Raw genomic sequence first — 20,987 nt, 5'->3', positions numbered from 1 at the left:
ACCGCCCACCTGGCAAGCAAATGATGGAACATCATGAACCCTAATTACCTGGATTTCGAACAGCCGATCGCCGACCTGGAAGCCAAGATTGAAGAGCTTCGCATGGTGGGTAACGACACCGACATCAATATCACTGATGAAATCAGCCGTCTGAAGAAGAAAAGCGTCAGCCTGACGGAAACCATCTTTTCAGACCTCAAGCCCTGGGACGTAGCCCGCCTGGCCCGCCATCCGCGCCGCCCCTACACCCAGGACTATATCGACCTGATTTTTGAAGATTTTGACGAACTGCACGGCGACCGTCGCTATGCGGATGATTTGTCCATCATTGGCGGCACTGCTCGCCTGGACAACAAGCCCGTGATGGTGATTGGTCACCAGAAAGGCCGCGAAGTGCGTGACAAGGTCAAGCGCAACTTCGGCATGCCGCGCCCGGAAGGCTACCGCAAGGCCCTGCGCCTGATGGAAATGGCCGAGCGCTTCAAGATGCCGATACTGACCTTTATCGATACTCCGGGTGCCTATCCTGGTATTGGCGCCGAAGAGCGTGGCCAGAGTGAGGCCATCGCCTTTAACCTGGCGGTGATGTCGCGCCTGAAAACCCCCGTTATCTCCACCGTAATCGGTGAGGGTGGCTCCGGTGGTGCACTGGCCATTGGCGTGTGCGACCAGCTGAACATGCTTCAGTACTCAACCTACGCGGTTATCTCCCCTGAGGGTTGCGCGTCGATTTTGTGGAAGAGTGCGGAGTATGCCTCCCAGGCTGCGGAAGCTATGGGTGTAACTGCCCAGCGCCTGAAAGAGCTGGGTGTTGCGGACAACGTGATTGCGGAGCCCCTGGGTGGTGCCCACCGCAATCCGGAAAAAATGGCCGAGACCCTGAAAACGACCTTGGGTCAGGGCATTGACGAGCTGAGCCGTTTACCCCTGGACGAGCTGGTAAGCCGCCGTTACGAGCGCTTAACCAAGTATGAAGGCGGGCGGTAACACCGCCCGGGCTTCTGGCTGGCCCGGCGACCTGCTCGGGCCGGTCAGTCAACTTCCCGAATATTCCCGCCTCTGGGTGGCCTTCAGCGGCGGCCTGGATTCCACGCTGTTATTGCAGGCTGCCTCTGCCTGCCACCCCTCTGTTACTGCCCTACACATCAATCATCAGCTCCAGCCCAATCATCAGCAGACCGAGCAATTCTGCCGGGATGTCTGCGAGCAGCTGGGTGTTGAATTGTCCGTTGCGCGGGTGGATGTCCCGGTTGGTGCCAGGGGTGCTGGCGGCCTGGAAGATGCGGCCCGTACAGCCCGTTATGAGGTGTTTCACAACACCCTGAACCCGGGCGACATGTTATTGATGGCCCACCACGCCGATGACCAGGCAGAAACGGTCCTTTTCCGGCTGTTGCGGGGTTCCGGCGTCAGCGGTCTGGCCGGAATGCCGAAAACGCGGCCGTTAGGCGAGGGCGCCCTCTACCGGCCCTGGCTCGAGGTCAGTCGGGACAGGTTGGAGCAGGTGGCAACGGAGCTTGGCGTGCGCTGGGTGGAAGACCCCAGCAACCAGAGCCGGCAATTCGACCGCAATTACCTGCGCCACAGTGTTCTGCCTGGCCTGAAGGACCGTTGGCCCGGTTTGTTGAAGCGGGTTGCCCACAGCGCCCGATCCTGCGCCGAAAGTGACCAGCTGAATCAACGCCTGGCGGAGCTTCAGTGGCAGATCTGTTCCGATAGCGGCCGCCTGGCGATTGAGCCGTTCTCCGCCCTGAGTGCCCCCGAGCGCCGTAACCTGGTGCGTTGGTGGATTCAGCGCGAGGGTTTCCCGCCGCCGGCTTTGGCGAACTGGGACCAGGTTCTGGCAGAACTGCTTGGCGCCGGAGAGGATCGGGAGCCGGAACTCCGGGGCGCTGGATTCAGCCTGCGCCGTTACCGGGGGCATATCTACCTGGTGCCGGATAATCCTCCCGCGCCAGAGCCAGTAGCGCTTACCCCCGGGTCGCCAGTGCGTTGGTCCGGCTGGTTGCTGTCGCTGGAAGCGGTTGCCCGGGCGGAACAGCAAACAACACCGCCGCCAATAAGGGTATCTACGAGGCAGGGTGGTGAGCGGGTCCGGCTGGCCCGGGGTAAGCCCTCCCGTGCGTTGAAAAACTGGCTTCAGGAACAGTCCGTTCCACCCTGGGAGCGCTCAGTATTACCGCTGGTCTGGCGGCAAACCAGCGAGGGCGAAGAGCTGATCGGGATTGGCGATTTGTGGTGTTCTGAACAATACTCGGGAGGCGCCCCTGCCACCGGCTGGCGGCTGATTGTGGAGAGGGATTGTGATTGAGTACAGAGGGGCTTTCTGGTAGTCTGGCGTCCCATCTTGAGATGAACAATCTCCCTCCTTCACCGAACCAGATAATCACGGAATCTGCATGACGCGTTATATTTTCGTCACCGGCGGTGTCGTGTCCTCATTAGGCAAAGGTATTGCGTCTGCCTCACTGGCAGCCATCCTCGAGGCACGCGGCCTGAAGGTCACTATTCTCAAGCTGGACCCGTACATCAACGTGGACCCCGGCACCATGAGCCCGTTCCAGCACGGTGAGGTTTTTGTCACCGAAGACGGCGCGGAAACCGACCTTGACCTGGGCCACTACGAACGCTTTATTCGTACCCCCATGAGCAAGCGCAATAACTTCACCACCGGCCGGGTGTACGAAGAAGTTATCCGCAAAGAGCGTCGCGGTGATTATCTTGGCGGTACCGTGCAGGTGATCCCGCACATTACCGACGAAATCAAACGCCGTGTGGTTGAAGGCGCAGCCGGTGCCGACGTGGCACTGATTGAAGTCGGCGGCACAGTGGGCGATATCGAATCCCTGCCGTTCCTCGAAGCCTGTCGCCAGCTGAAGGTGGAAGTAGGCTCTCAGCGTGCCCTGTTCATGCACCTGACCCTGGTGCCCTACATTGCCACCGCCGGCGAGATCAAAACCAAGCCGACCCAGCATTCCGTGAAAGAAATGCGCTCCATCGGCCTGCAGCCGGACATCCTGCTGTGCCGTTCCGAGCACGAAGTGGATGCCAGCTCCCGTCGCAAGATTGCTCTGTTCACCAACGTGGAAGAGCGTGCGGTCATCCCGATGCAGGATGCCAAGTCCATCTACGCCATTCCGCGCATGCTGCACGAATACGGCCTGGACCAGCTGGTTATCGAGCGCTTCGGCCTGGATGCCCGTGAAGCAGACCTGGGCGAGTGGGACGCTGTTGTGGAATCCCTGATGAATCCGCAGCAGGAAGTCACCATCGCCATGGTCGGTAAGTACATGGAACTGCTGGACGCCTACAAATCCCTGATCGAGTCCCTGCTGCACGCGGGCATCAAGACCCGCACCAAGGTGAACATCAACTACATCGATTCCGAAGACATCGAGCGTGACGGCACCGCCGTGCTGGAATCTGCAGATGCAATCCTGGTGCCCGGTGGCTTTGGTGAGCGTGGCGTGGAAGGAAAGATCCGCACGGTTCAGTACGCCCGTGAGAACAAGGTTCCGTATCTGGGCATCTGCCTGGGTATGCAGGTGGCGGTTATCGAATACGCCCGTAACGTGGCCGGCCTGAAAGACGCCCACAGCACCGAGTTCCGTGAGCACACCCCGGAGCCGGTCGTCGGCCTGATTACCGAGTGGCTCGACGCCAGCGGTGCTACCGAAGCACGCACCGAAGCCTCTGACCTTGGTGGCACCATGCGCCTTGGCGCCCAGGATTGCGTACTGACGGACGGCTCCAGCATCGCCGCCTGCTACGGCAAGAAAACCATTCGCGAACGTCATCGCCACCGTTACGAAGTCAACAACCACTTCCTGCCAAAGCTGGAAGAGGCTGGCCTGATCATCTCCGGCCGCTCCGCTGACGGCAAACTGGTTGAAGTGGTGGAAGCGCCGGAACATCCGTGGTTCGTGGCGTGCCAGTTCCACCCGGAATTCACCTCGACACCCCGCGACGGCCACCCGCTGTTCAAGGGCTTTGTTGAGGCAGCACTGGCCAACAAAAAGGGATCCTGAGCATGGCCCGCAGCAACCTGAACGTCTCGGGAATCGAAATCGCCAACGACAAGCCCTTTGTGCTGTTCGGCGGCATGAACGTACTCGAGTCCAGGGAATTGGCGTTTGAAGTGGTCGAAAAGTACGTGGATGTCTGCAACAGACTGGGCATCCCGTACGTGTTCAAAGCCTCCTTCGACAAGGCCAACCGCTCGTCCATCAACTCCTTCCGGGGCCCCGGCCTCGAGAAGGGGTTGCAGATCCTGGCTGACATCAAAAGCAAATTCGGCGTGCCCATCATCTCTGACGTGCACGAACCGGAGCAGGCGGCGCCTGCAGCTGAAGTCTGCGACATCATCCAGTTACCGGCATTCCTGAGCCGCCAGACCGATCTGGTCGTGGCCATGGCCAAAACTGGCGCGGTCATCAACATCAAGAAAGCCCAGTTCCTGGCCCCCCAGGAAATGAAGCACATCATCACCAAGTGTGAAGAAGCCGGCAACGACCAGGTTATCCTGTGCGAGCGCGGCAGCAGCTTCGGCTACAACAACCTGGTGGTGGACATGCTCGGCTTTGGTATCATGAAACAGATGAACGTGCCGGTGTTCTTCGACGTCACCCACGCCCTGCAGATGCCCGGCGGCCGTGCCGACTCCGCCGGCGGGCGGCGTGCCCAGGTCACCGACCTGGCCCTGGCCGGAATGTCTCAGGGCCTGGCAGGTTTGTTCCTGGAAGCCCATCCTGACCCGGACAAGGCTATGTGTGACGGCCCCTGTGCCCTGCGCCTGAGCCAGCTGGAGCCGTTCCTGGGGCGCGTGAAAGCTGTGGATGACCTGGTAAAAAGTTTTAAACCTATCGACACCGCCTGATTGGCGGTGTCGGCTATTTGAAAGACCGCATATTCCTGAGGTTGCCAAACCTGACGGCATACTGCGGACTACGAGAGCGAATGACTGGAAAGCCTTGGCGAAAATTTCGAAGGCCAAGGATGGCCTGAGAGAAGCGCACATGGATGTGCTCGTAGCGGTTTTCGCCAAGGCTTTCCAGTTGTTCGCTCCGGCACCAAATTAAAAGTTAAGACTGGAGAAACAACCGAATGACCAAGATTGCCAACATCAAAGCCCGTGAGGTTCTGGATTCCCGCGGCAACCCTACCGTTGAAGCCGATGTTATTCTGGAAGACGGCACCATCGGCACCGCTTGTGCGCCTTCTGGTGCATCCACCGGTTCCCGCGAGGCGTTGGAGCTGCGTGATGGTGATGCTTCTCGTTATCTGGGTAAGGGCGTCCTGAAAGCGGTTGATGCGGTAAACTGCAAGATTCGTGATGCATTGGTCGGTAAAGATTCTGCGGATCAGCGTGGTCTGGACCAGGTTATGCTGGACCTGGACGGCACTGAGAACAAAGCTAACCTGGGCGCCAACGCTATCCTGGCAGTTTCCCTCGCAGCGGCCAAGGCGGCTGCTATTTCCCTGAAGAAGCCACTGTACGCCCACATCGCTGATATCAACGGCACCTCCGGCAAGTTCTCCATGCCGGTTCCGATGATGAACATCCTGAACGGTGGTGAGCACGCGGATAATAACGTCGACATCCAGGAATTCATGGTTCAGCCGGTTGCTGTTAAAAGCTTCGCTGAAGCCCTGCGTGTCGGTGCCGAGATTTTCCATAGCCTGAAGAAGGTACTGAAGGCTCAGGGCCTGAACACTGCCGTAGGCGACGAAGGTGGTTTTGCACCGAACCTGCCGTCTAACGAAGCAGCCCTTGCTGCCATCAAGCAGGCGGTTGAAGATGCGGGCTACGAGCTGGGCAAAGACGTGACCCTGGCCCTGGACTGTGCCTCTTCCGAATTCTACAAGGACGGTCAGTACCAGCTGTCCGGTGAAGGCAAGAGCTTTGATTCAGAAGGCTTTGCTGATTACCTGGCCGGCCTGTGCGAGCGCTATCCGATTGTGTCCATCGAAGACGGTATGGACGAGAGTGACTGGGACGGTTGGAAGGTTCTGACTGATAAGCTCGGCAGCAAGGTTCAGCTGGTGGGTGATGACCTTTTCGTAACCAACACCAAGATCCTGAAGCAGGGCATCGAGAAGGGTGTGGGCAATTCCATCCTGATCAAGTTCAACCAGATTGGTAGCCTGTCCGAGACTCTGGACGCTATCAAGATGGCTCAGGACGCCGGCTACACGGCGGTGATTTCCCACCGTTCCGGTGAAACCGAAGATACCACCATTGCTGACCTGGCGGTTGCTACCTGCGCAGGCCAGATCAAGACTGGTTCTCTGTGCCGTTCTGACCGGGTTGCCAAGTACAACCAGCTGCTGCGCATTGAAGAAGCGCTGGAAGGCAAGGCACCTTACCGCGGCCTGAGCGAAATCAAGGGTCAGGGCTGAGTTTTACCGATAAACTTTGACCTGTCGGCATTCGCTGGCAGGTAACAAAGTGTTAAGGCCATCGCGTTCCGGATGAAAATTCGGAAACGATGGCCTTTTTGTACAGTGACTTACAAGAATTTGTTGCTAATCTACTATAAGGTCTATACTTGACGGTCGTAGATACCGTTTAATCTGGTTAAATTCTGAGCTGATCTGACATGAAAACGCTTTGGGCCATTCTGGTTGTGCTGATTCTCCTGCTGCAGGTTCGCCTGTGGGTCGGGGAGGGTAGCTTTGCGCAGGTTTGGTCGCTGGAGAATTCGATTGCTGAGCAGCGGGCGGAGAATGCCGGGTTGGCGGCGCGTAATGACCGGCTGTATGCGGAGGTGCGGAACCTTCGTAATGAGCAGGGTGCTGTGGAAGAGCGGGCCCGCATGAATCTGGGTCTTATTCGCGAAGACGAGACTTTTTTTCTCGTAGTCGAGAACTGATTTCGGCATTGGGTGCTCCGAGCACCGGGGAGTGTCTCTCCGGGAACCGCTACGAGCACATCCATGTGCGCTTCTCTCAGGCCATCCATGGCCTTCGAAATTCCCGGAGAGACACTCCCCGGCGCTCTCCTGACATAGTGCGGGCCTTCCGATTATGAAATCTCAACTTTGGCTTGTTGTTCCTGCCGCCGGCATAGGCCAGCGCATGAAAGCTGAATGTCCCAAGCAGTACCTCAAGATCAATAACCGTTTTATCCTCGATATCACGCTCTCCCGTTTACTGGATAACGCACCGTTCAAGGGGTGCATGGTGCCGCTGAATCCGGCTGATCACTGGTGGCCGGATAGTGAATCTTCCAGAGACGATCGCATCCAGACCTGTACCGGTGGCAAGGAGCGGGCGGATTCGGTGCTTTCGGCGTTGCATGCGTTGGCGGAGCAGGCGGAGGATTCTGACTGGGTGCTGGTGCATGATGCGGCTCGGCCTTGTCTGCATGGCCATGACCTTTCCAATCTGATTGATACCCTGTCTGAGCACCCGGTTGGTGGGCTTTTGGCGGCGCCGGTGGCGGATACGTTGAAGCTGGCGGGTGGCGGTGTGCAGCCCGAAGTGGAGGAAACGGTGGACCGGAGCCGGTTGTGGCGGGCGTTGACGCCGCAGATGTTCCGGTTTGGTGCATTGCGGGCGGCGCTGGAGTCTTGTCTTGAAAACAATCAGCCGGTCACCGATGAGTCCTCTGCCATGGAGTTTTCCGGTAAGATGCCTGTTCTGGTGGAAGGGCGGCCGGATAATCTGAAGATTACGGTGCCGTCTGACCTTGCTCTGGCCGAGTTTATTCTGGGCCGGCTGTAGGGTTTTCCCGCCTCTCGTTTATTTCTGTTTTTTTCGGAGACGATCATGCGCATTGGTCAGGGCTTTGATGTCCATGCCTTTGGTGAGGGTGATGCTGTCATTCTCGGTGGTGTTGAGATTCCCCACAGTCACGGCCTGAAAGCCCATTCGGATGGCGATGTGTTGCTGCATGCGCTGGCGGATGCGCTGCTTGGCGCGGTCGCGCTGGGGGATATCGGGCATCTGTTCCCGGATACCAGTGACGAATGGGCCGGTGCGGATAGCCGGGATTTGCTTCGGCGGGTGATGGCGCGGGTGCTGGAGGAAGGTTTTTCGGTGGTGAACGTGGATACCACCATTATTGCCCAGGCTCCGAAGATGGCGCCCCATGTGGAGGCTATGCGAATGAATATTGCCGAGGACCTGGGGGTGCCGGTGAATCGGGTCAGTGTTAAGGCCACCACCACCGAAAAGCTGGGGTTCACCGGCCGGGGTGAGGGGATTGCTTGCCAGGCGGTGTGCCTGCTTGAGGCGGTCAGCCTGTGACGGATGCTTCGGTAGAGCCACGTTGGCGGCTGGAGTGGCCGGTTTCTTCCGGGCAGCGGGTGGGTTCTGCCCAGTTGAAGGTGTCCCCTGAAGATTTCCGGGTGACCGAGTGTTTGTGGCCGGAGGTCGAAGGCCAGGCCGGTGGTGCCGAAGGTGCCGGTGAGCATCTCTGTGTTCGGCTGGAAAAGTCCAGGGACAATACCGAGTTCGTGGCCCGGGAGCTGGCCCAGCTGGCTGGCTGCAAGGCTTTCGAAGTGGGCTTTTGCGGGTTGAAGGATCGTCATGCGGTAACGTCGCAGTGGTTCAGTCTTTACTGCCCGGGGCGGGAAGCCTCTGATGCGGAATTACTCAGTGCTATTGGCGAGCGCTGGCGTGTTCTGAACTGGCGTCGCCACGCCCGCAAGCTGCGCCGGGGCGAACACCAGGCCAACGGGTTCGAGCTGGTGTTGCGCGAGGTTCAGGGCGACAGGCAGGCAATGGAGGCCGCGTTGGCGTTGCTTGCAGATCGGGGTGCGCCGAATTATTTCGGGCCCCAGCGCTTCGGTTTTCAGGGCGGCAACCTGGAGCGGGCAGTGAATCTCGATGTTACCCGCCTGAACCGGAAGAAGGGCGGTCGTCGTGGCGGTGGCGGAAGCGGTTCGAAAAACGTATTGTACTTTTCGGCGGCACGTTCGTGGTTGTTCAATGAGGTGCTGGCCGCAAGGGTAGAGGCTGGGCACTGGTTTGAAGCGATGGCCGGTGAACCTGCGGTAGACGGCAGCCCTACAGGCCCCCTGTGGGGCGATGGCGGCACCACGGCGAGCGGTGATCAGGAGCAGCTGGAACGAGCCGTTGTGGCAGGTCACCCGGAGTTTGAGCGGCTGTTTCTGAGCACCCGCATGAAGCCCGAGCGCCGGGCTCTGGTTACCCGTCCGGACAATCTTCAGTGGCAATGGCAGGAGGACGATAGCCTCCGGTTACAGTTCGCCTTGCCACCGGGCCAGTACGCCACCACGGTACTGGCCGATGTATTCGAGCTGCAGGACATGAGCCTCAGCCGGGATAATAAGTACTAAGAAAGCTAGCGGAGAACACTGTGCGTATTCTGTTGTCGAATGATGATGGCGTGCATTCGCCTGGCCTGATGGCCCTGTTCGAAGGGTTACAGGGGCTGGGCGAACTTGCCGTGGTTGCCCCGGACCGTGATCACAGCGGGGCCAGCAATTCCCTGACCCTGAGCCGGCCCCTGACGGTAGAAAAGCACCCCAGCGGCTTCTGGTCGGCAGATGGCACGCCCACCGACTGCGTTCACCTGGCTGTTAACGGTCTGTTCGACAAGCCTTTTGACCGGGTGGTTTCCGGTATCAACACCCATGCCAACTTGGGCGACGACATTATCTATTCCGGCACGGTGGCCGCGGCTACAGAAGGCCGTCACCTTGGACTACCCGCTATTGCAGTGTCCCTGGTTAATAATGGTCACTTCCATTATGAAACCGCCGCGCGGGCGGTTCGGCTCCTGCTGGAACACAAGCGCTACCTGGCCCTGGGCCCCCGTTCGATTCTCAATGTGAATGTACCGGACCTGCCCTGGAGTGAGCTGGCTGGTATCCAGGTGACCCGGCTTGGGCATCGTGACCGGGCCGAGGGTGTTGTGCCGGTAACCTGCCCGAGAGGCAAGCGCCGGTACTGGATCGGTGCCGCCGGTGGCGGTGGCGATGCCGGCCCGGGCACGGATTTCCACGCGGTTCAGAACGGCTTCGTTTCGGTGACCCCCGTGCACATCGACATGACCCGGCACGAGGCAATGACCCGACTGCAAGACTGGGTCGATGACCTTGAGGGCTTCGGGGAGGTGTCGCAATGAATGCCCCGCTTGAAGGCATCGGCATGACGTCGCGGCGCACCCGTTTGCGCCTGGTGCAGCGATTGCGGGAAGCGGGTATCGAGTCGGATCGGGTGCTGGAGATTATCGGCCAGGTGCCCCGGCATATCTTTCTGGACGAGGCACTGTCACACCGTGCCTACGAAGACACGTCATTGCCCATCGGTTACGGGCAGACCCTGTCGCAACCTTATATCGTTGCCCGGATGACGGAATTGTTACTTGCCCACGAACCGGAGCGTGTGCTGGAATTGGGAACCGGGTCCGGTTACCAGACTGCGGTGTTGTCCCAGGCGTTCCGTGAAATCTTCAGTGTGGAGCGTATTAAGCCGCTGCAGGATCGGGCCAGGGAGCGTTTGCGGCAACTGAACATTCGTAATGCGATGCTCAAACATGCCGACGGTGGCATGGGCTGGCCCGAAAAAGGTCCGTTTGAGGGCATTATTGTGACGGCGGCGCCGGTAGAGGTGCCCCGGGAATTACTGGATCAGCTGGCCGATGGTGGTGTGCTGATCGCACCGGTAGGGGAGGAGAATCAGGTGCTGGTCGAGATTATCCGAAGGGGCGACAGTTTCGAGCGCCGTGAGCTGGAACCGGTGCGGTTTGTGCCCCTGCTTGGCGGAGTGGTTCGTTAATGGAGCATAGCCCGGACTCATCGGTGAATCGCAGTCACCATCCGGTGGCTGTGTTTTTAAGGGGCATGGCGATGGGCGCGGCGGATATTGTTCCGGGGGTTTCCGGGGGCACCATCGCGTTTATTACCGGCATTTACTTCCGGTTGCTGGAGGCCATCAGTGCGGCCCCGGTAGCCTTCGTGCGCCAGTTTCTGAAAGGTGACATACGCGGCTTCTGGCAAGCGATTGACGGCAGTTTCCTGGTGACCCTGCTGGCTGGTGTGGTTGCCAGTGTGGCCAGCCTGGCTTCTCTGATTACCTGGCTGCTGGACAGCCATCCGATCCTGATCTGGAGCTTTTTCTTCGGCCTGATTGTTGCCTCGGTATGGCACGTGGGGCGCCAGGTCCGTCGTTTTTCGCCGTTCCTGCTGCTGCCTCTCTGTGCCGGAATTGTGTTTGCCTGGTGGGTAACCACGCTGCCGGCCAGTGAAGTGGCACCCTCACAGCTGGCATTTTTCGGAGCCGGGGCCCTGGCCATCTGTGCCATGATCCTGCCCGGCATATCCGGCAGTTTTTTGCTGGTGATTATCGGTATGTACTCGCCGGTACTGGCCGCCATAAAGTCATTCGATGTGGCCCATCTGGGGCTGTTTCTGCTGGGTTGTCTGACCGGGCTGTTGTCTGTGGCCCGGCTGATCACCCTGGCATTCCGGCATTTCCACGACACGGTGCTGGCGCTGCTGACCGGGTTTATGATCGGTGCCCTGAGCAAGGTATGGCCCTGGCAGGAAACCCTGAGCTGGCGCACCAATAGCAAAGGCCAGGAGGTACCCTTGAGCCAGACCCCGGTTGCACCGGACAGCTGGGCCGCTTTAACCGGGCAGGACCCGCAGGTTGTCGTTGCAGCGATGATGGCCCTGGCTGGGTTGGTGCTGGTGCTGGCCCTCGAGTATGCAGGTCGTTTCTCTGCTCAAAGGCAGGGTAAGGCTGGTTAGTAAACCGGGAAAAGTGTTACCTGGTGCACAATTTGATTGTTTCAGAAGGTAACAATCCTGTGTGCCGGGTAACTTGGATTCGATTGTGAATTGTGCGATATATTAACAAGTTAGTCCTGAAACATGAGAAATTGCATCCTGGACGGATGGCTTCTTATACGGTTTTATCATAATCAGGCATTTTTTATACGTGACTCTCTTTAACGGGCGCCATCAAGCAGCATTCCGTGTCAGGGCTTCGGCTTTGACAGGAACCCCGTGCTGCAGGCGCCCCGGTCGCCTGGCGCGAGCAGCCGCCTTGCTCCTGCTCGCCCTCCTGTTGCCCCTATCCGGCTGTAACACGAACGCCATCTATCAGGACAATCTGTACAACCCCCCGGTTTACTGGGGTACCCATGTGGTCAAGAAGGGCGAGAACCTGTACCGAATCGCCTGGCGTTATGGCCGGGACTACCGCGAGCTGGGTAATGCCAATGGCCTGGCGCCGCCCTGGAACCTGCAGGTGGGCCAGGTGCTGCGACTGGACAAGAAAGGCCGGATTCCCGAAAGCACCAGAACGGCATCTGCCCCGCGCAGCACCGCTCCCGCCCCGCGCCCCAAGGCGATAACCCAGCGCCCGAAGGCGACAAAGCCTCCTTCAACCCGCACTACCCGTCCGGCCGGTTCGGCTTCCGGCAGCAGTCAGACGGTGGCCAATGTGCGATGGCACTGGCCGCACGGTGGCACTGTTATTGCAGGATATTCCACATCCGGAAAAGTCAATAAAGGTATTGATATTGCCGGAAAACCCGGGGATGCTGTGAAGGCTGCAGCTAATGGAAATGTGGTTTACGCGGGAAGCGGGTTGCTTGGTTACGGTAACCTGATTATTGTGAATCACAACGAACATTATCTGAGCGCCTACGCACACAACCGCAAGATTCTGGTGCAGGAAGGGGAGGATGTTAAAGCCGGACAGGTAATCGCCGAGCTGGGAAGTACAGGGACAGACAAACCGATGTTGCACTTCGAAATTCGCAAGAATGGCAATCCGGTAGACCCGTCCCGATACCTGCCCAGACGATAAATCAGGGGAGCCGGAAGTTCCCTCGTTGATTACCCGACGTCCTGACTGATACCGCACAAGACAAGAACAAGAATGGCAACGGTGATTGCCAGCCAACAAGCAACTGTCCTGAAGAAAACCAACATTGAAAGCCCGCAATAACAAGAAGTATCGGGCGAAAACAGGATTATTGAGAGGCGGGGTAACGTAATGTCAGCAGAGCAAGAAGACATCATCATTGATCGCGTTGCAGAGATGGAAGACGCAGACGATCATATCTTGGCCGAGGACAAGCCTGATAAGGCCACGGCTGAAGACCCGGTGGCGGAAACCGAAGAGGATATTCCGGCCCAGGGCAAATACTTCACCAGCGCAAAGCAGCTGGATGCCACCCAGTTATACCTTAACGAAATCGGTTTCTCTCCCTTACTGACACCCGAAGAAGAAGTGTACTTTGCGCGCCTGGCCCGTAAGGGCGAAGAGGCTGGTCGCAAGCGCATGATTGAAAGTAACCTTCGGCTGGTGGTCAAGATTGCCCGGCGTTACGTGAACCGCGGGCTCACCCTGTTGGATCTGATCGAAGAAGGTAACCTGGGTCTGATTCGTGCGGTCGAGAAGTTCGACCCGGAGCGGGGCTTCCGGTTCTCTACCTACGCCACCTGGTGGATCCGCCAGACCATCGAGCGGGCGATCATGAACCAGACCCGCACCATCCGTTTGCCGATTCACGTGGTCAAGGAACTGAACCTGTACCTGCGTGCGGCCCGGGAGCTCACCCAGAAGCTGGACCATGAGCCGACGGCGGAAGAGATTGCCCGGATGGTGGATAAGCCGGTCGCAGACGTAAAGCGTATGCTGGGGCTGAACGAACGGGTGGCCTCCATGGATACGCCTATAGGTGTGGGGAGTGACAAGTCCCTGATGGACACTGTGGCCGATGAAGGTGCGTCTGATCCGGCCGATGTGCTGCAGGATGACGATATCTGCTCCAGCCTGGAAACGTGGATAGACCAGCTGAGTGACAAGCAACAGGAAGTGCTGTCTCGCCGTTTCGGTTTGCGGGGTTATCCCATCAGTACCCTGGAAGAGGTGGGGCAGGAGATTGGCCTGACCCGCGAACGTGTACGGCAGATTCAGGTAGAAGCCCTGCGTCGCTTGCGGGAAATCCTGGAGAAGGACGGTCTGTCGGGTAACTTGCTGTTTAACTAACACATCTGACGCACCACACAGGCAAGTCGGTCATGGTCACATGGCCGGCTTTTGTTTAATGTGGCATCAAATGAGAACCAGGTGGTAAATGCCACCGGAACTTCGTTGTTAGAATGGGCCACCGGGCGGAATTCGGGTGTCGACCCGGTGCGAATGAAGCATTCAATAATAACGATCTTAAGGAAGGAAAGGACTATGAAGAAGACTCTTACAGCAGGTTTTGCATCTCTGATTCTCGCCGGCGCCCTGGCCACCCCTGCCCACGCCCTGACCGTAAGCGGTGTGGATGTTCCGGACACCTATTCCGCCATGGGCCAGGAACTGCAACTGAACGGTGCAGGTACCCGCTCCAAGTGGTTCATGGATCTGTACGTTGGTGGCTTGTACGTTGCCGAGAAAGTCAGTGACGGGCAGGCGGTGATTAACGCCGACGAGCCTCAGGCAATCACCCTGCATATCACCTCCGGCATGATCACCAGCGAGCGCATGACCGAAGCCACCATGGACGGCTTCAAGTCATCCACCGACGGTGACCTGTCAGCCATCCAGTCTGATGTCGACCAGTTCATGTCCGTGTTCCAGGAAGAAATCAAGGAAGGCGACGTCTTTGACCTGGTCTATGCGCCGGGTGAAGGTGTGCATGTGCTGAAGAACGGCGAGCAGAAAGACACCGTAGGTGACCTGGAGTTCAAGAAGGCCCTGTTTGGTATCTGGCTGTCGGACAAGCCGGCCCAGAAAGACCTGAAAAACAAAATGCTCGGCCAGAACTGAGTTTCTGGAAGGAGTGATGAAAAAGCCGGCGAATGCCGGCTTTTTCGTGTCTGAGGGGACGCGAGTGTTGGTTACTGATAGTCCCGCTTTTGCTTGAATTCGCAAAGGTCTTCGATAATACAGGCACCACATTTGGGCTTGCGGGCGGTACAGGTGTAGCGGCCGTGCAGGATCAGCCAGTGATGGGCGTCCATAAGGAATTCCCTGGGCACCAGTCGTATCAGCCGCTTTTCCACCTCCAGTACGTTCTTGCCAGGCGCAATACCGGTACGGTTGGAGACCCGGAAAATGTGGGTATCTACCGCCATGGCAGGCTGACGGAAAGCGGTGTTCAGTACCACGTTGGCGGTTTTCCGGCCGACTCCGGGCAGTGCTTCCAGGGCCTCGCGGTTATCCGGCACCACACTGCCGTGCTGTTCCATCAGGATCTTGCAGGTTTTGATGACGTTCTCGGCCTTGCTGTTAAACAGGCCGATGGTCTTGATGTACTCCTTCAGGCCGTCCACGCCCAACGCATAGATAGCTTCCGGGGTGTTGGCTACCGGAAACAGCTTGTCGGTGGCTTTGTTGACCCCCACATCGGTGGCCTGCGCCGACAGGATCACGGCAATCAGCAACTCGAACGGATTGCTGTAGTTAAGCTCCGTGGTCGGGTTGGGGTTGGCATCCCGCAGGCGGGTAAATATCTCGATGCGTTTCTGTTTGTTCATAGGAAGGCGAAATCAGCTTCAGGAAATGTTGCCGGTTACCCGGACTCGTTTGCTGCCTGTGGTGGCGGCCACCGGCTCTGCCGCTTTCCGGCGTTCGCTCAGGTAATTGTCGATGCCGTTCTTCAACGCGATCAGCAGGCCAAGGCCTACGAAAGCGCCGGGCGGCAGCACCATAAACAGCATACCCGGATACTGGTTGAAGGGCCGTACTACCCAATCGGCTGCCATGGGCCCCAGCAGCAGGTGCATGTCGGCAAACAGGGTGCCCTGGCCGAGCAGTTCCCGCATACCGCCGAGCACAACCAGGACCGCCAGGAAGCCGAGGCCCATCATGGCACCATCCAGGATGGCCGGCAGCGGTGAGTTCTTGGAGGCAAAGGCATCGGCGCGGCCGAGAATGGCACAGTTGGTAACGATCAGCGGGATGAAGATGCCGAGAATTTCGTACAGTTCGTAAGTGAAAGCCTGCATCAGCAGTTCTGCACAGGTCACAAACGAGGCGATGATCATCACGAAGGCCGGCAACCGGACGGATTCACTGACAAAGTTCCGGATCACCGAGACGGACAGGTTGGAACCAATCAGCACCAGCAGGGTGGCAATGCCCAGACCGATGGCGTTGACCACGGTACTGGTCACCGCCAGCAGGGGGCACAGGCCTAACACCTGAACCAGCGCCGGGTTGTTGTGCCACAGCCCGTCTTTGATGATCTCTCCGTTGGTTTTGGTAGCCATGTCAGGAGTGCTCCTCAGACAGCGGATGGGCGGCAATGGCCTCGCGGATATCGGCCCGGTGTTTGCGGAAATACACCAGCGTTTTCTGGACGGCTTTCACCACCGCGCGCGGCGTGATGGTGGCTCCTGTGAACTGGTCAAATACGCCACCGTTCTTCTTTACGTTCCACTCCCGGGGCTTGGGATTGTTCAGGGAGCGGCCATTGAAATCATAAACCCAGTCTGATTTTCGGGTTTCGATACGATCGCCCAGCCCCGGTGTTTCCCGGTGGCTGGTTACCCGAACGCCCAGTACCGTGCCGTCCAGGTCTACGCCTACCAGCAGGTGGATGTTACCGGAATAGCCATCGGGGGCCACTGCCGGAAAGATCAGGCCCACCGGGCGGCCATCCTGCCGGGCTACCCATGCCAGTACCGGCCCGGCTTCCGTTGCTCTCTCGTCAGCCGGCAGGGCAACCGCGCTGTTCAGCAGGTCGTTGTTGTGGCGGCTCTCCGGAATAATCTCGAACAGGGCTTTTGCCTCGGCCCGGGCGGCCTGCTCGGCAATCCGGTCTTTGGTGAGGCCCTGGGTCAGCGCAATGGTGCCGCCGGTCAGTACGGCAAACAGGCCAAGGCCGATAGCGCTGCGACGGATGGAGGTGGTCAGTGTGCTCATGGTCAGCCTCCGTTCCTGCCCGGCAGGCCGCGCCGGGGCTTGTGGTGGCCGTAGGTTCTGGGCGGCGTGTAATGATCGATAAACGGAACGGCAAAATTCATCAGCAGTACGCTGAAGGCGACGGCGTCCGGGTAGTTACCCCAACTGCGAATCAGGTAGATGAGCACCCCGATGCCGGCGCCGTAAATCAGCTTGCCCTGGTGGCTGGTTGCCGCCGAAACCGGGTCGGTCGCGATAAAGAAGGCACCCAGCATGGTGCCGCCGGCCAGCAGGTGCAGTTGCAGGGGCGCGTATTGGTCCGGGTTGCTGCCAAAGGCCAGGCTCATCAGGGCGATACCTGCCAGAAACGCCACGGGAATATGCCAGGTGATGATTTTCAGGCCGACCAGTAGCAGGCCACCGGCCAGGAAGGCCAGGTTGACCCATTCCCAGCCTGCAGCTATCTGCTCGCCGAATGTCGGGTGTTGCAGCACTTCAGCGGCGGTGTGGCTGGCAATCTTGTGCTTGTACTCATCCAGTGGGGTAGCCATGGTCCAGCCGTCGACCGTTGTCTGACTGGCGGAGAAAATGCTGCTGAGTGTTTCGCCGAATCCGGGAGCATTGCCCCAAAGGGTCGCCGCCTGTGCCCAGTTGGTGGTCATGGCCACCGGAAAGGAAATAAGCACCAGGGCATAGCCGACCATGGCCGGATTGAACGGGTTGGAGCCGAGCCCGCCGTATAGCTGCTTGGCCACCACGATGGCGGTAATCACCGCAATGCCGGAGACCCACCAGGGGGCAAACTGCGGCAGGGACAGGCCCAGCAGCAATCCGGTTACCGCCGCGGTATTGTCTTTCAGGAAAAACGCCACCGGCTTGCCGCGGAGTTTCAGAATGGCGGCTTCGGCCGCCAGTGCCAGTGCGATACACCACACCACATTGATCAGGTTACCCCAGCCGAAAAACAGGGTCTGGGCCAGCAGGCCGGGCAGGGCGGCAAGAATGACCCAGAGCATGACCCGTGACGTAGGGCGGGCGTTGTGGGCATGGGGTGACGACTGTTGAACTAATGCCATGAACAATAAGCCTGCAATGGGTTATTCGGATGCCTCGGAGCCGGTTTGCTCAGCGAGAACGTTTCGGGCATCAGCCAGGGCCTGTTCGGCTCGCTGTACCCGGTCGTGGTTCTTGGCCACGGCCCGCTCCAGTTTGTCCACGTTGTCGGCCTGCTGGGCTCGGGCTTCTTCCAGCATGCCTTGCATGGTATCGAGCTTGCCCTGAGCCTGCATAAGCTGCTTCTCCAGTGCCTCGATATCCGGCAGCGCCTGCTCTTCCCCTGTAGTGTCGGGTGATGCAGTCTCTTGAGACGGTGCAGGCGTAGCTGCAGCCGCTTCTGCGGTTTTGGCGGCCTTGGCCTTTTTCCGCTCCAGCGCCTGCTGCACCAGGGCGGCCTTGGCGGCACGGTCGTCCACGGCTTCGCCCTGCTGTGCCGCCTGTTCTGCTTCAGCCTGTTTCTTTGCCTGGGCTTCTGCAGCGGCCCTGGCCCGTTCCTTTCGGCGCTGTTCCTTCTCTTGCTGCTCCCGCTCAAGGCGGGCCTGGCGGGCTTCGAAACGTTCCCGGGCATGGTCGGATTTCAGCTGCTCTGCACGCTGCTGGCGGATTTCGCCCTTGGCGTACCGGTAATACTGCACCAGCGGGATTGAGCTAGGGCACACGTAGGAGCAGGCGCCGCACTCGATACAATCGAACAGGTTCAGGTGCTCGGCTTTCTCGAACTCGGCGGCCTTGGCGTGCCAGAACAGTTGTTGTGGCAACAACTCCATGGGGCAGGCAAGCGCACACTGGCCGCAGCGGATACAAGGTTGTTCCGGAGGTGGAGCTGGCAGTTCCCCGGCAGTTGCTGCAATCACGCAGTTGGATGTTTTTACCACCGGCACGTCATCTGAGTGCAGGGTATAGCCCATCATGGGCCCGCCCAGCACCAGGCGGTTGAGCTGTTCCGGCCGCAGCCCGGCCTGTGCCAGCAGATAACTTATGGGTGTGCCGATCAGCGCTTCTACGTTGCCGGGCTGTTGCAGTGCTTCACCGGTCAGGGTGACCACGCGGGAAATCAGGGGCTTGCCTTCAAAAACCGCCCTGGAGACAGCCAGCGAGGTACCGATGTTCTGGCACATCACGCCGACATCTGCAGGAATGCCGCCACTGGGTACTTCCAGGCCGGTCAGGATTTCGATCAGTTGCTTTTCACCACCGGAAGGATACTTGGTGGGGATCACCGCAATTTCGATTTGTGTGCCCTGAACCGCTGCCTGCATGGCGGCAATGGCGTCAGGTTTGTTGTCTTCAATGCCGATCACGCAGCGGGCAGGGCGAAGAATCCAGGCCATTACCTGCATGCCGGACACCACTTCGGCGGCATGCTCGCGCATGGTCAAGTCGTCGGCGGTGATGTAGGGCTCGCATTCGGCACCGTTCAGGATCAGGGTTTCAACCTTGCGGTCCCTTGGCGGACGCAGCTTGATGTCGGTGGGGAAGCCTGCGCCACCCATACCGGCAATGCCGGCATTCCGGATGACCTGCAGAACCTGTTCCCGGTCCATCAGCTTGTAGTCGGAAATCGGGGACAGCTCTGTCCACCGGTCTTCGCCATCAGGCTTCAGAACCACGCACCAGTCGGACATGCCAGATGGGTGCGGCACCGGCAGCTGCTCGACAGCTTCAATGGTGCCGGAGGTAGGGGCGTGTACCGGCACGCCCATTCCTGAAGTAACATCGGCCACAACCTGGCCTTTGAGTACCTGGTCGCCAACGTTGACGACCACTTCTGCAGGCTCCCCGATGTGCTGCTGCAGGGGCAGAACCAGTCGCTCAGGAATGCCTGCTTGCTGAATGGAGCGAGTGGTGGACTGGTGCTTGTTTTCCGGCGGATGAATGCCACCGGCGAAATTCCACAGCTGAGTCATCAGGTGCTGGCTCCCTGGCGGTCCGTGGCAATCAGGTTGGGTTTCGGTGGTGTCCAGGTCCAGGTGCGGATATTCGGTTCCAGGGTGACCATGTCGATGCAGTCAACGGGGCAGGGCTCTACGCACAGGTCGCAGCCGGTGCATTCGCTTTCGATGACGGTGTGCATATGCTTGGCGGCCCCGAGGATGGCGTCTACCGGGCAGGCCTGAATACACTTGGTGCAGCCGATGCATTCATCTTCACGAATGACTGCGACACGCTTGGCGTGTTCAACGCCGTGTTCGGCGTCCAGGGGCTGGGGTTCTACGTCCAGCAGGTCTGCCATGGCCTTGATGGTGCTTTCGCCGCCTGGCGGGCACTTGTTGATGGCTTCGCCGTGGGCGATGGCTTCGGCGTAGGGGCGGCAACCGGGGAAGCCGCACTGGCCGCACTGGGTCTGCGGCAACAGTGAATCGATCTGGTCTACCAGCGGATTGCCTTCAACCCTGAACCGCTCAGCGGCAAACCCCAGCAACCCGCCAAAGACCAGCGCCAGTGCCAGCAGAACCACAACGGCAATCAGAAAGCTTGTCCACATAAAACAACTGCTCCGTCAGACCGTAACCAGGCCGGTAAAGCCCAGAAACGCCAGCGACATGAGACCTGCGGTAATCATACCAATGGCGGCGCCACGAAAGGCAACCGGTACATCAGACACGGCAATCCGCTCGCGCATGGCCGCAAACAGCACCAGCACCAGGGAGAAACCGGCCGCTGCGCCAAAGCCGTACAGCACGGATTCAACGAAGTTGTTGTTTTTATTCAGGTTAAGCAGGGCCACGCCCAGAACCGCGCAGTTGGTGGTAATCAGCGGCAGAAAAATACCGAGTACCCGGTACAGCAAGGGGCTGGTTTTGCGCACCACCATTTCGGTAAACTGAACCACCACCGCAATTACCAGGATGAAGGTGATGGTTTTCAGGAAAGCCAGGTCCAGCGGTGCCAGCAGATAGGTATAGGCCAGATAGCTGCACACCGACGACAGAGTCAGCACAAACGTGGTCGCCAGCGACATACCCATGGCGGTTTCCAGTTTCCCGGAAACCCCCATGAAGGGGCACAGTCCCAGAAACTGCACCAGCACGAAGTTGTTCACCAGAATGGTGCTGACCAGTATCAGCAAATACTCTGTCATCGGAGCGTCTCAGCCTTGCTGC

At 59.0% G+C, this 20,987-nt stretch carries 22 protein-coding genes; 15 read left to right on the top strand and 7 right to left on the bottom strand.

Translation table 11 applies throughout. The annotated features are described in order from the left end of the window. The first annotated feature begins 33 nt into the window (after positions 1-33). The 15 genes from accA (at position 34) to AC13DJ_RS14960 (ending at position 14,748) form a co-directional block, all read left to right on the top strand. Entirely contained in the window at positions 34-987 is a 954-nt protein-coding gene (gene accA / locus AC13DJ_RS15030) for an acetyl-CoA carboxylase carboxyl transferase subunit alpha (protein ID WP_022990062.1), read from the top strand. Then, the gene (gene tilS, locus AC13DJ_RS15025) at positions 971-2,311 is read left to right on the top strand and encodes a tRNA lysidine(34) synthetase TilS (RefSeq protein WP_482932963.1); all 1,341 of its coding nucleotides are present in this window, start codon (positions 971-973) and stop codon (positions 2,309-2,311) included. The genes accA and tilS overlap by 17 nt, the downstream gene beginning before the upstream one ends. 88 nt (positions 2,312-2,399) lie before the next feature. Beyond that, a complete protein-coding gene (locus AC13DJ_RS15020) occupies positions 2,400-4,028 on the top strand; it encodes a CTP synthase (protein ID WP_022990064.1) in 1,629 nt (542 codons plus the stop codon). A 2-nt stretch (positions 4,029-4,030) separates the two neighbouring features. After that, entirely contained in the window at positions 4,031-4,876 is an 846-nt protein-coding gene (gene kdsA, locus AC13DJ_RS15015) for a 3-deoxy-8-phosphooctulonate synthase (RefSeq protein WP_482932964.1), read from the top strand. 227 nt (positions 4,877-5,103) lie between these two features. Continuing rightward, a complete protein-coding gene (gene eno, locus AC13DJ_RS15010; RefSeq protein WP_482932965.1) occupies positions 5,104-6,399 on the top strand; it encodes a phosphopyruvate hydratase in 1,296 nt (431 codons plus the stop codon). Between the two features lie 200 nt (positions 6,400-6,599). Continuing rightward, on the top strand, positions 6,600-6,872 hold the full coding sequence (locus AC13DJ_RS15005; protein WP_482932966.1) for a septum formation initiator family protein: 273 nt from the start codon (positions 6,600-6,602) through the stop codon (positions 6,870-6,872). Between the two features lie 205 nt (positions 6,873-7,077). Then, positions 7,078-7,725, top strand: a complete 648-nt coding sequence (gene ispD / locus AC13DJ_RS15000; protein WP_482936983.1) for a 2-C-methyl-D-erythritol 4-phosphate cytidylyltransferase — start codon at positions 7,078-7,080, stop codon at positions 7,723-7,725. 45 nt (positions 7,726-7,770) lie between these two features. Then, a complete protein-coding gene (gene ispF / locus AC13DJ_RS14995) occupies positions 7,771-8,250 on the top strand; it encodes a 2-C-methyl-D-erythritol 2,4-cyclodiphosphate synthase (RefSeq protein ID WP_232902303.1) in 480 nt (159 codons plus the stop codon). Next, positions 8,247-9,305, top strand: a complete 1,059-nt coding sequence (gene truD / locus AC13DJ_RS14990) for a tRNA pseudouridine(13) synthase TruD (protein WP_474540774.1) — start codon at positions 8,247-8,249, stop codon at positions 9,303-9,305. The genes ispF and truD overlap by 4 nt, the downstream gene beginning before the upstream one ends. 20 nt (positions 9,306-9,325) lie before the next feature. Continuing rightward, entirely contained in the window at positions 9,326-10,096 is a 771-nt protein-coding gene (gene surE / locus AC13DJ_RS14985) for a 5'/3'-nucleotidase SurE (protein ID WP_289102069.1), read from the top strand. Next, positions 10,093-10,749 carry a protein-L-isoaspartate(D-aspartate) O-methyltransferase gene (locus tag AC13DJ_RS14980; protein ID WP_022990072.1) on the top strand — a complete coding sequence of 219 codons (657 nt, stop codon included), beginning with the start codon at positions 10,093-10,095 and terminating at the stop codon, positions 10,747-10,749. Before surE ends, AC13DJ_RS14980 begins: the two co-directional genes overlap by 4 nt. Then, positions 10,749-11,723, top strand: coding sequence for a DUF368 domain-containing protein (locus AC13DJ_RS14975; protein ID WP_474540773.1), 975 nt, complete (start codon positions 10,749-10,751; stop codon positions 11,721-11,723). The genes AC13DJ_RS14980 and AC13DJ_RS14975 overlap by 1 nt, the downstream gene beginning before the upstream one ends. 280 nt (positions 11,724-12,003) lie before the next feature. Then, on the top strand, positions 12,004-12,789 hold the full coding sequence (locus AC13DJ_RS14970) for a peptidoglycan DD-metalloendopeptidase family protein (protein WP_474540778.1): 786 nt from the start codon (positions 12,004-12,006) through the stop codon (positions 12,787-12,789). A 189-nt stretch (positions 12,790-12,978) separates the two neighbouring features. Further along, complete coding sequence (rpoS, locus tag AC13DJ_RS14965) at positions 12,979-13,977, top strand: RNA polymerase sigma factor RpoS (protein WP_474540772.1); 999 nt, start codon at positions 12,979-12,981, stop codon at positions 13,975-13,977. A gap of 195 nt (positions 13,978-14,172) precedes the next feature. Next, a complete protein-coding gene (locus AC13DJ_RS14960) occupies positions 14,173-14,748 on the top strand; it encodes a chalcone isomerase family protein (RefSeq protein WP_022990077.1) in 576 nt (191 codons plus the stop codon). Positions 14,749-14,819: 71 nt separating this feature from the next. Here the strand turns inward: AC13DJ_RS14960 and nth are convergent, their stop codons facing one another. The 7 genes from nth to rsxA are packed head-to-tail and all read right to left on the bottom strand — an operon-like array spanning position 14,820 to position 20,965. After that, positions 14,820-15,458, bottom strand: a complete 639-nt coding sequence (gene nth, locus AC13DJ_RS14955) for an endonuclease III (RefSeq protein WP_474540770.1) — start codon at positions 15,456-15,458, stop codon at positions 14,820-14,822. A gap of 18 nt (positions 15,459-15,476) precedes the next feature. Beyond that, positions 15,477-16,193 carry an electron transport complex subunit E gene (locus AC13DJ_RS14950; RefSeq protein WP_482933042.1) on the bottom strand — a complete coding sequence of 239 codons (717 nt, stop codon included), beginning with the start codon at positions 16,191-16,193 and terminating at the stop codon, positions 15,477-15,479. A gap of 1 nt (position 16,194) precedes the next feature. Continuing rightward, positions 16,195-16,848: an electron transport complex subunit RsxG gene (rsxG, locus tag AC13DJ_RS14945; RefSeq protein ID WP_482933041.1), complete on the bottom strand. Its 654-nt coding sequence runs from the start codon at positions 16,846-16,848 to the stop codon at positions 16,195-16,197. Positions 16,849-16,850: 2 nt separating this feature from the next. Next, on the bottom strand, positions 16,851-17,903 hold the full coding sequence (rsxD, locus tag AC13DJ_RS14940) for an electron transport complex subunit RsxD (protein ID WP_482936982.1): 1,053 nt from the start codon (positions 17,901-17,903) through the stop codon (positions 16,851-16,853). 21 nt (positions 17,904-17,924) lie between these two features. Continuing rightward, positions 17,925-19,790, bottom strand: a complete 1,866-nt coding sequence (gene rsxC, locus AC13DJ_RS14935) for an electron transport complex subunit RsxC (protein WP_482933039.1) — start codon at positions 19,788-19,790, stop codon at positions 17,925-17,927. Continuing rightward, positions 19,790-20,368: an electron transport complex subunit RsxB gene (gene rsxB / locus AC13DJ_RS14930; RefSeq protein ID WP_482933038.1), complete on the bottom strand. Its 579-nt coding sequence runs from the start codon at positions 20,366-20,368 to the stop codon at positions 19,790-19,792. Before rsxB ends, rsxC begins: the two co-directional genes overlap by 1 nt. Before the next feature lie 15 nt (positions 20,369-20,383). After that, positions 20,384-20,965: an electron transport complex subunit RsxA gene (rsxA, locus tag AC13DJ_RS14925; RefSeq protein WP_022990084.1), complete on the bottom strand. Its 582-nt coding sequence runs from the start codon at positions 20,963-20,965 to the stop codon at positions 20,384-20,386. Positions 20,966-20,987 lie beyond the last annotated feature (22 nt).

The sequence above is a fragment of the Marinobacter sp. L-46 genome (assembly GCF_056859535.1).
Note: the sequence above shows the minus strand (reverse complement) of the source record. Positions and strands in the feature narration are given on the sequence as shown.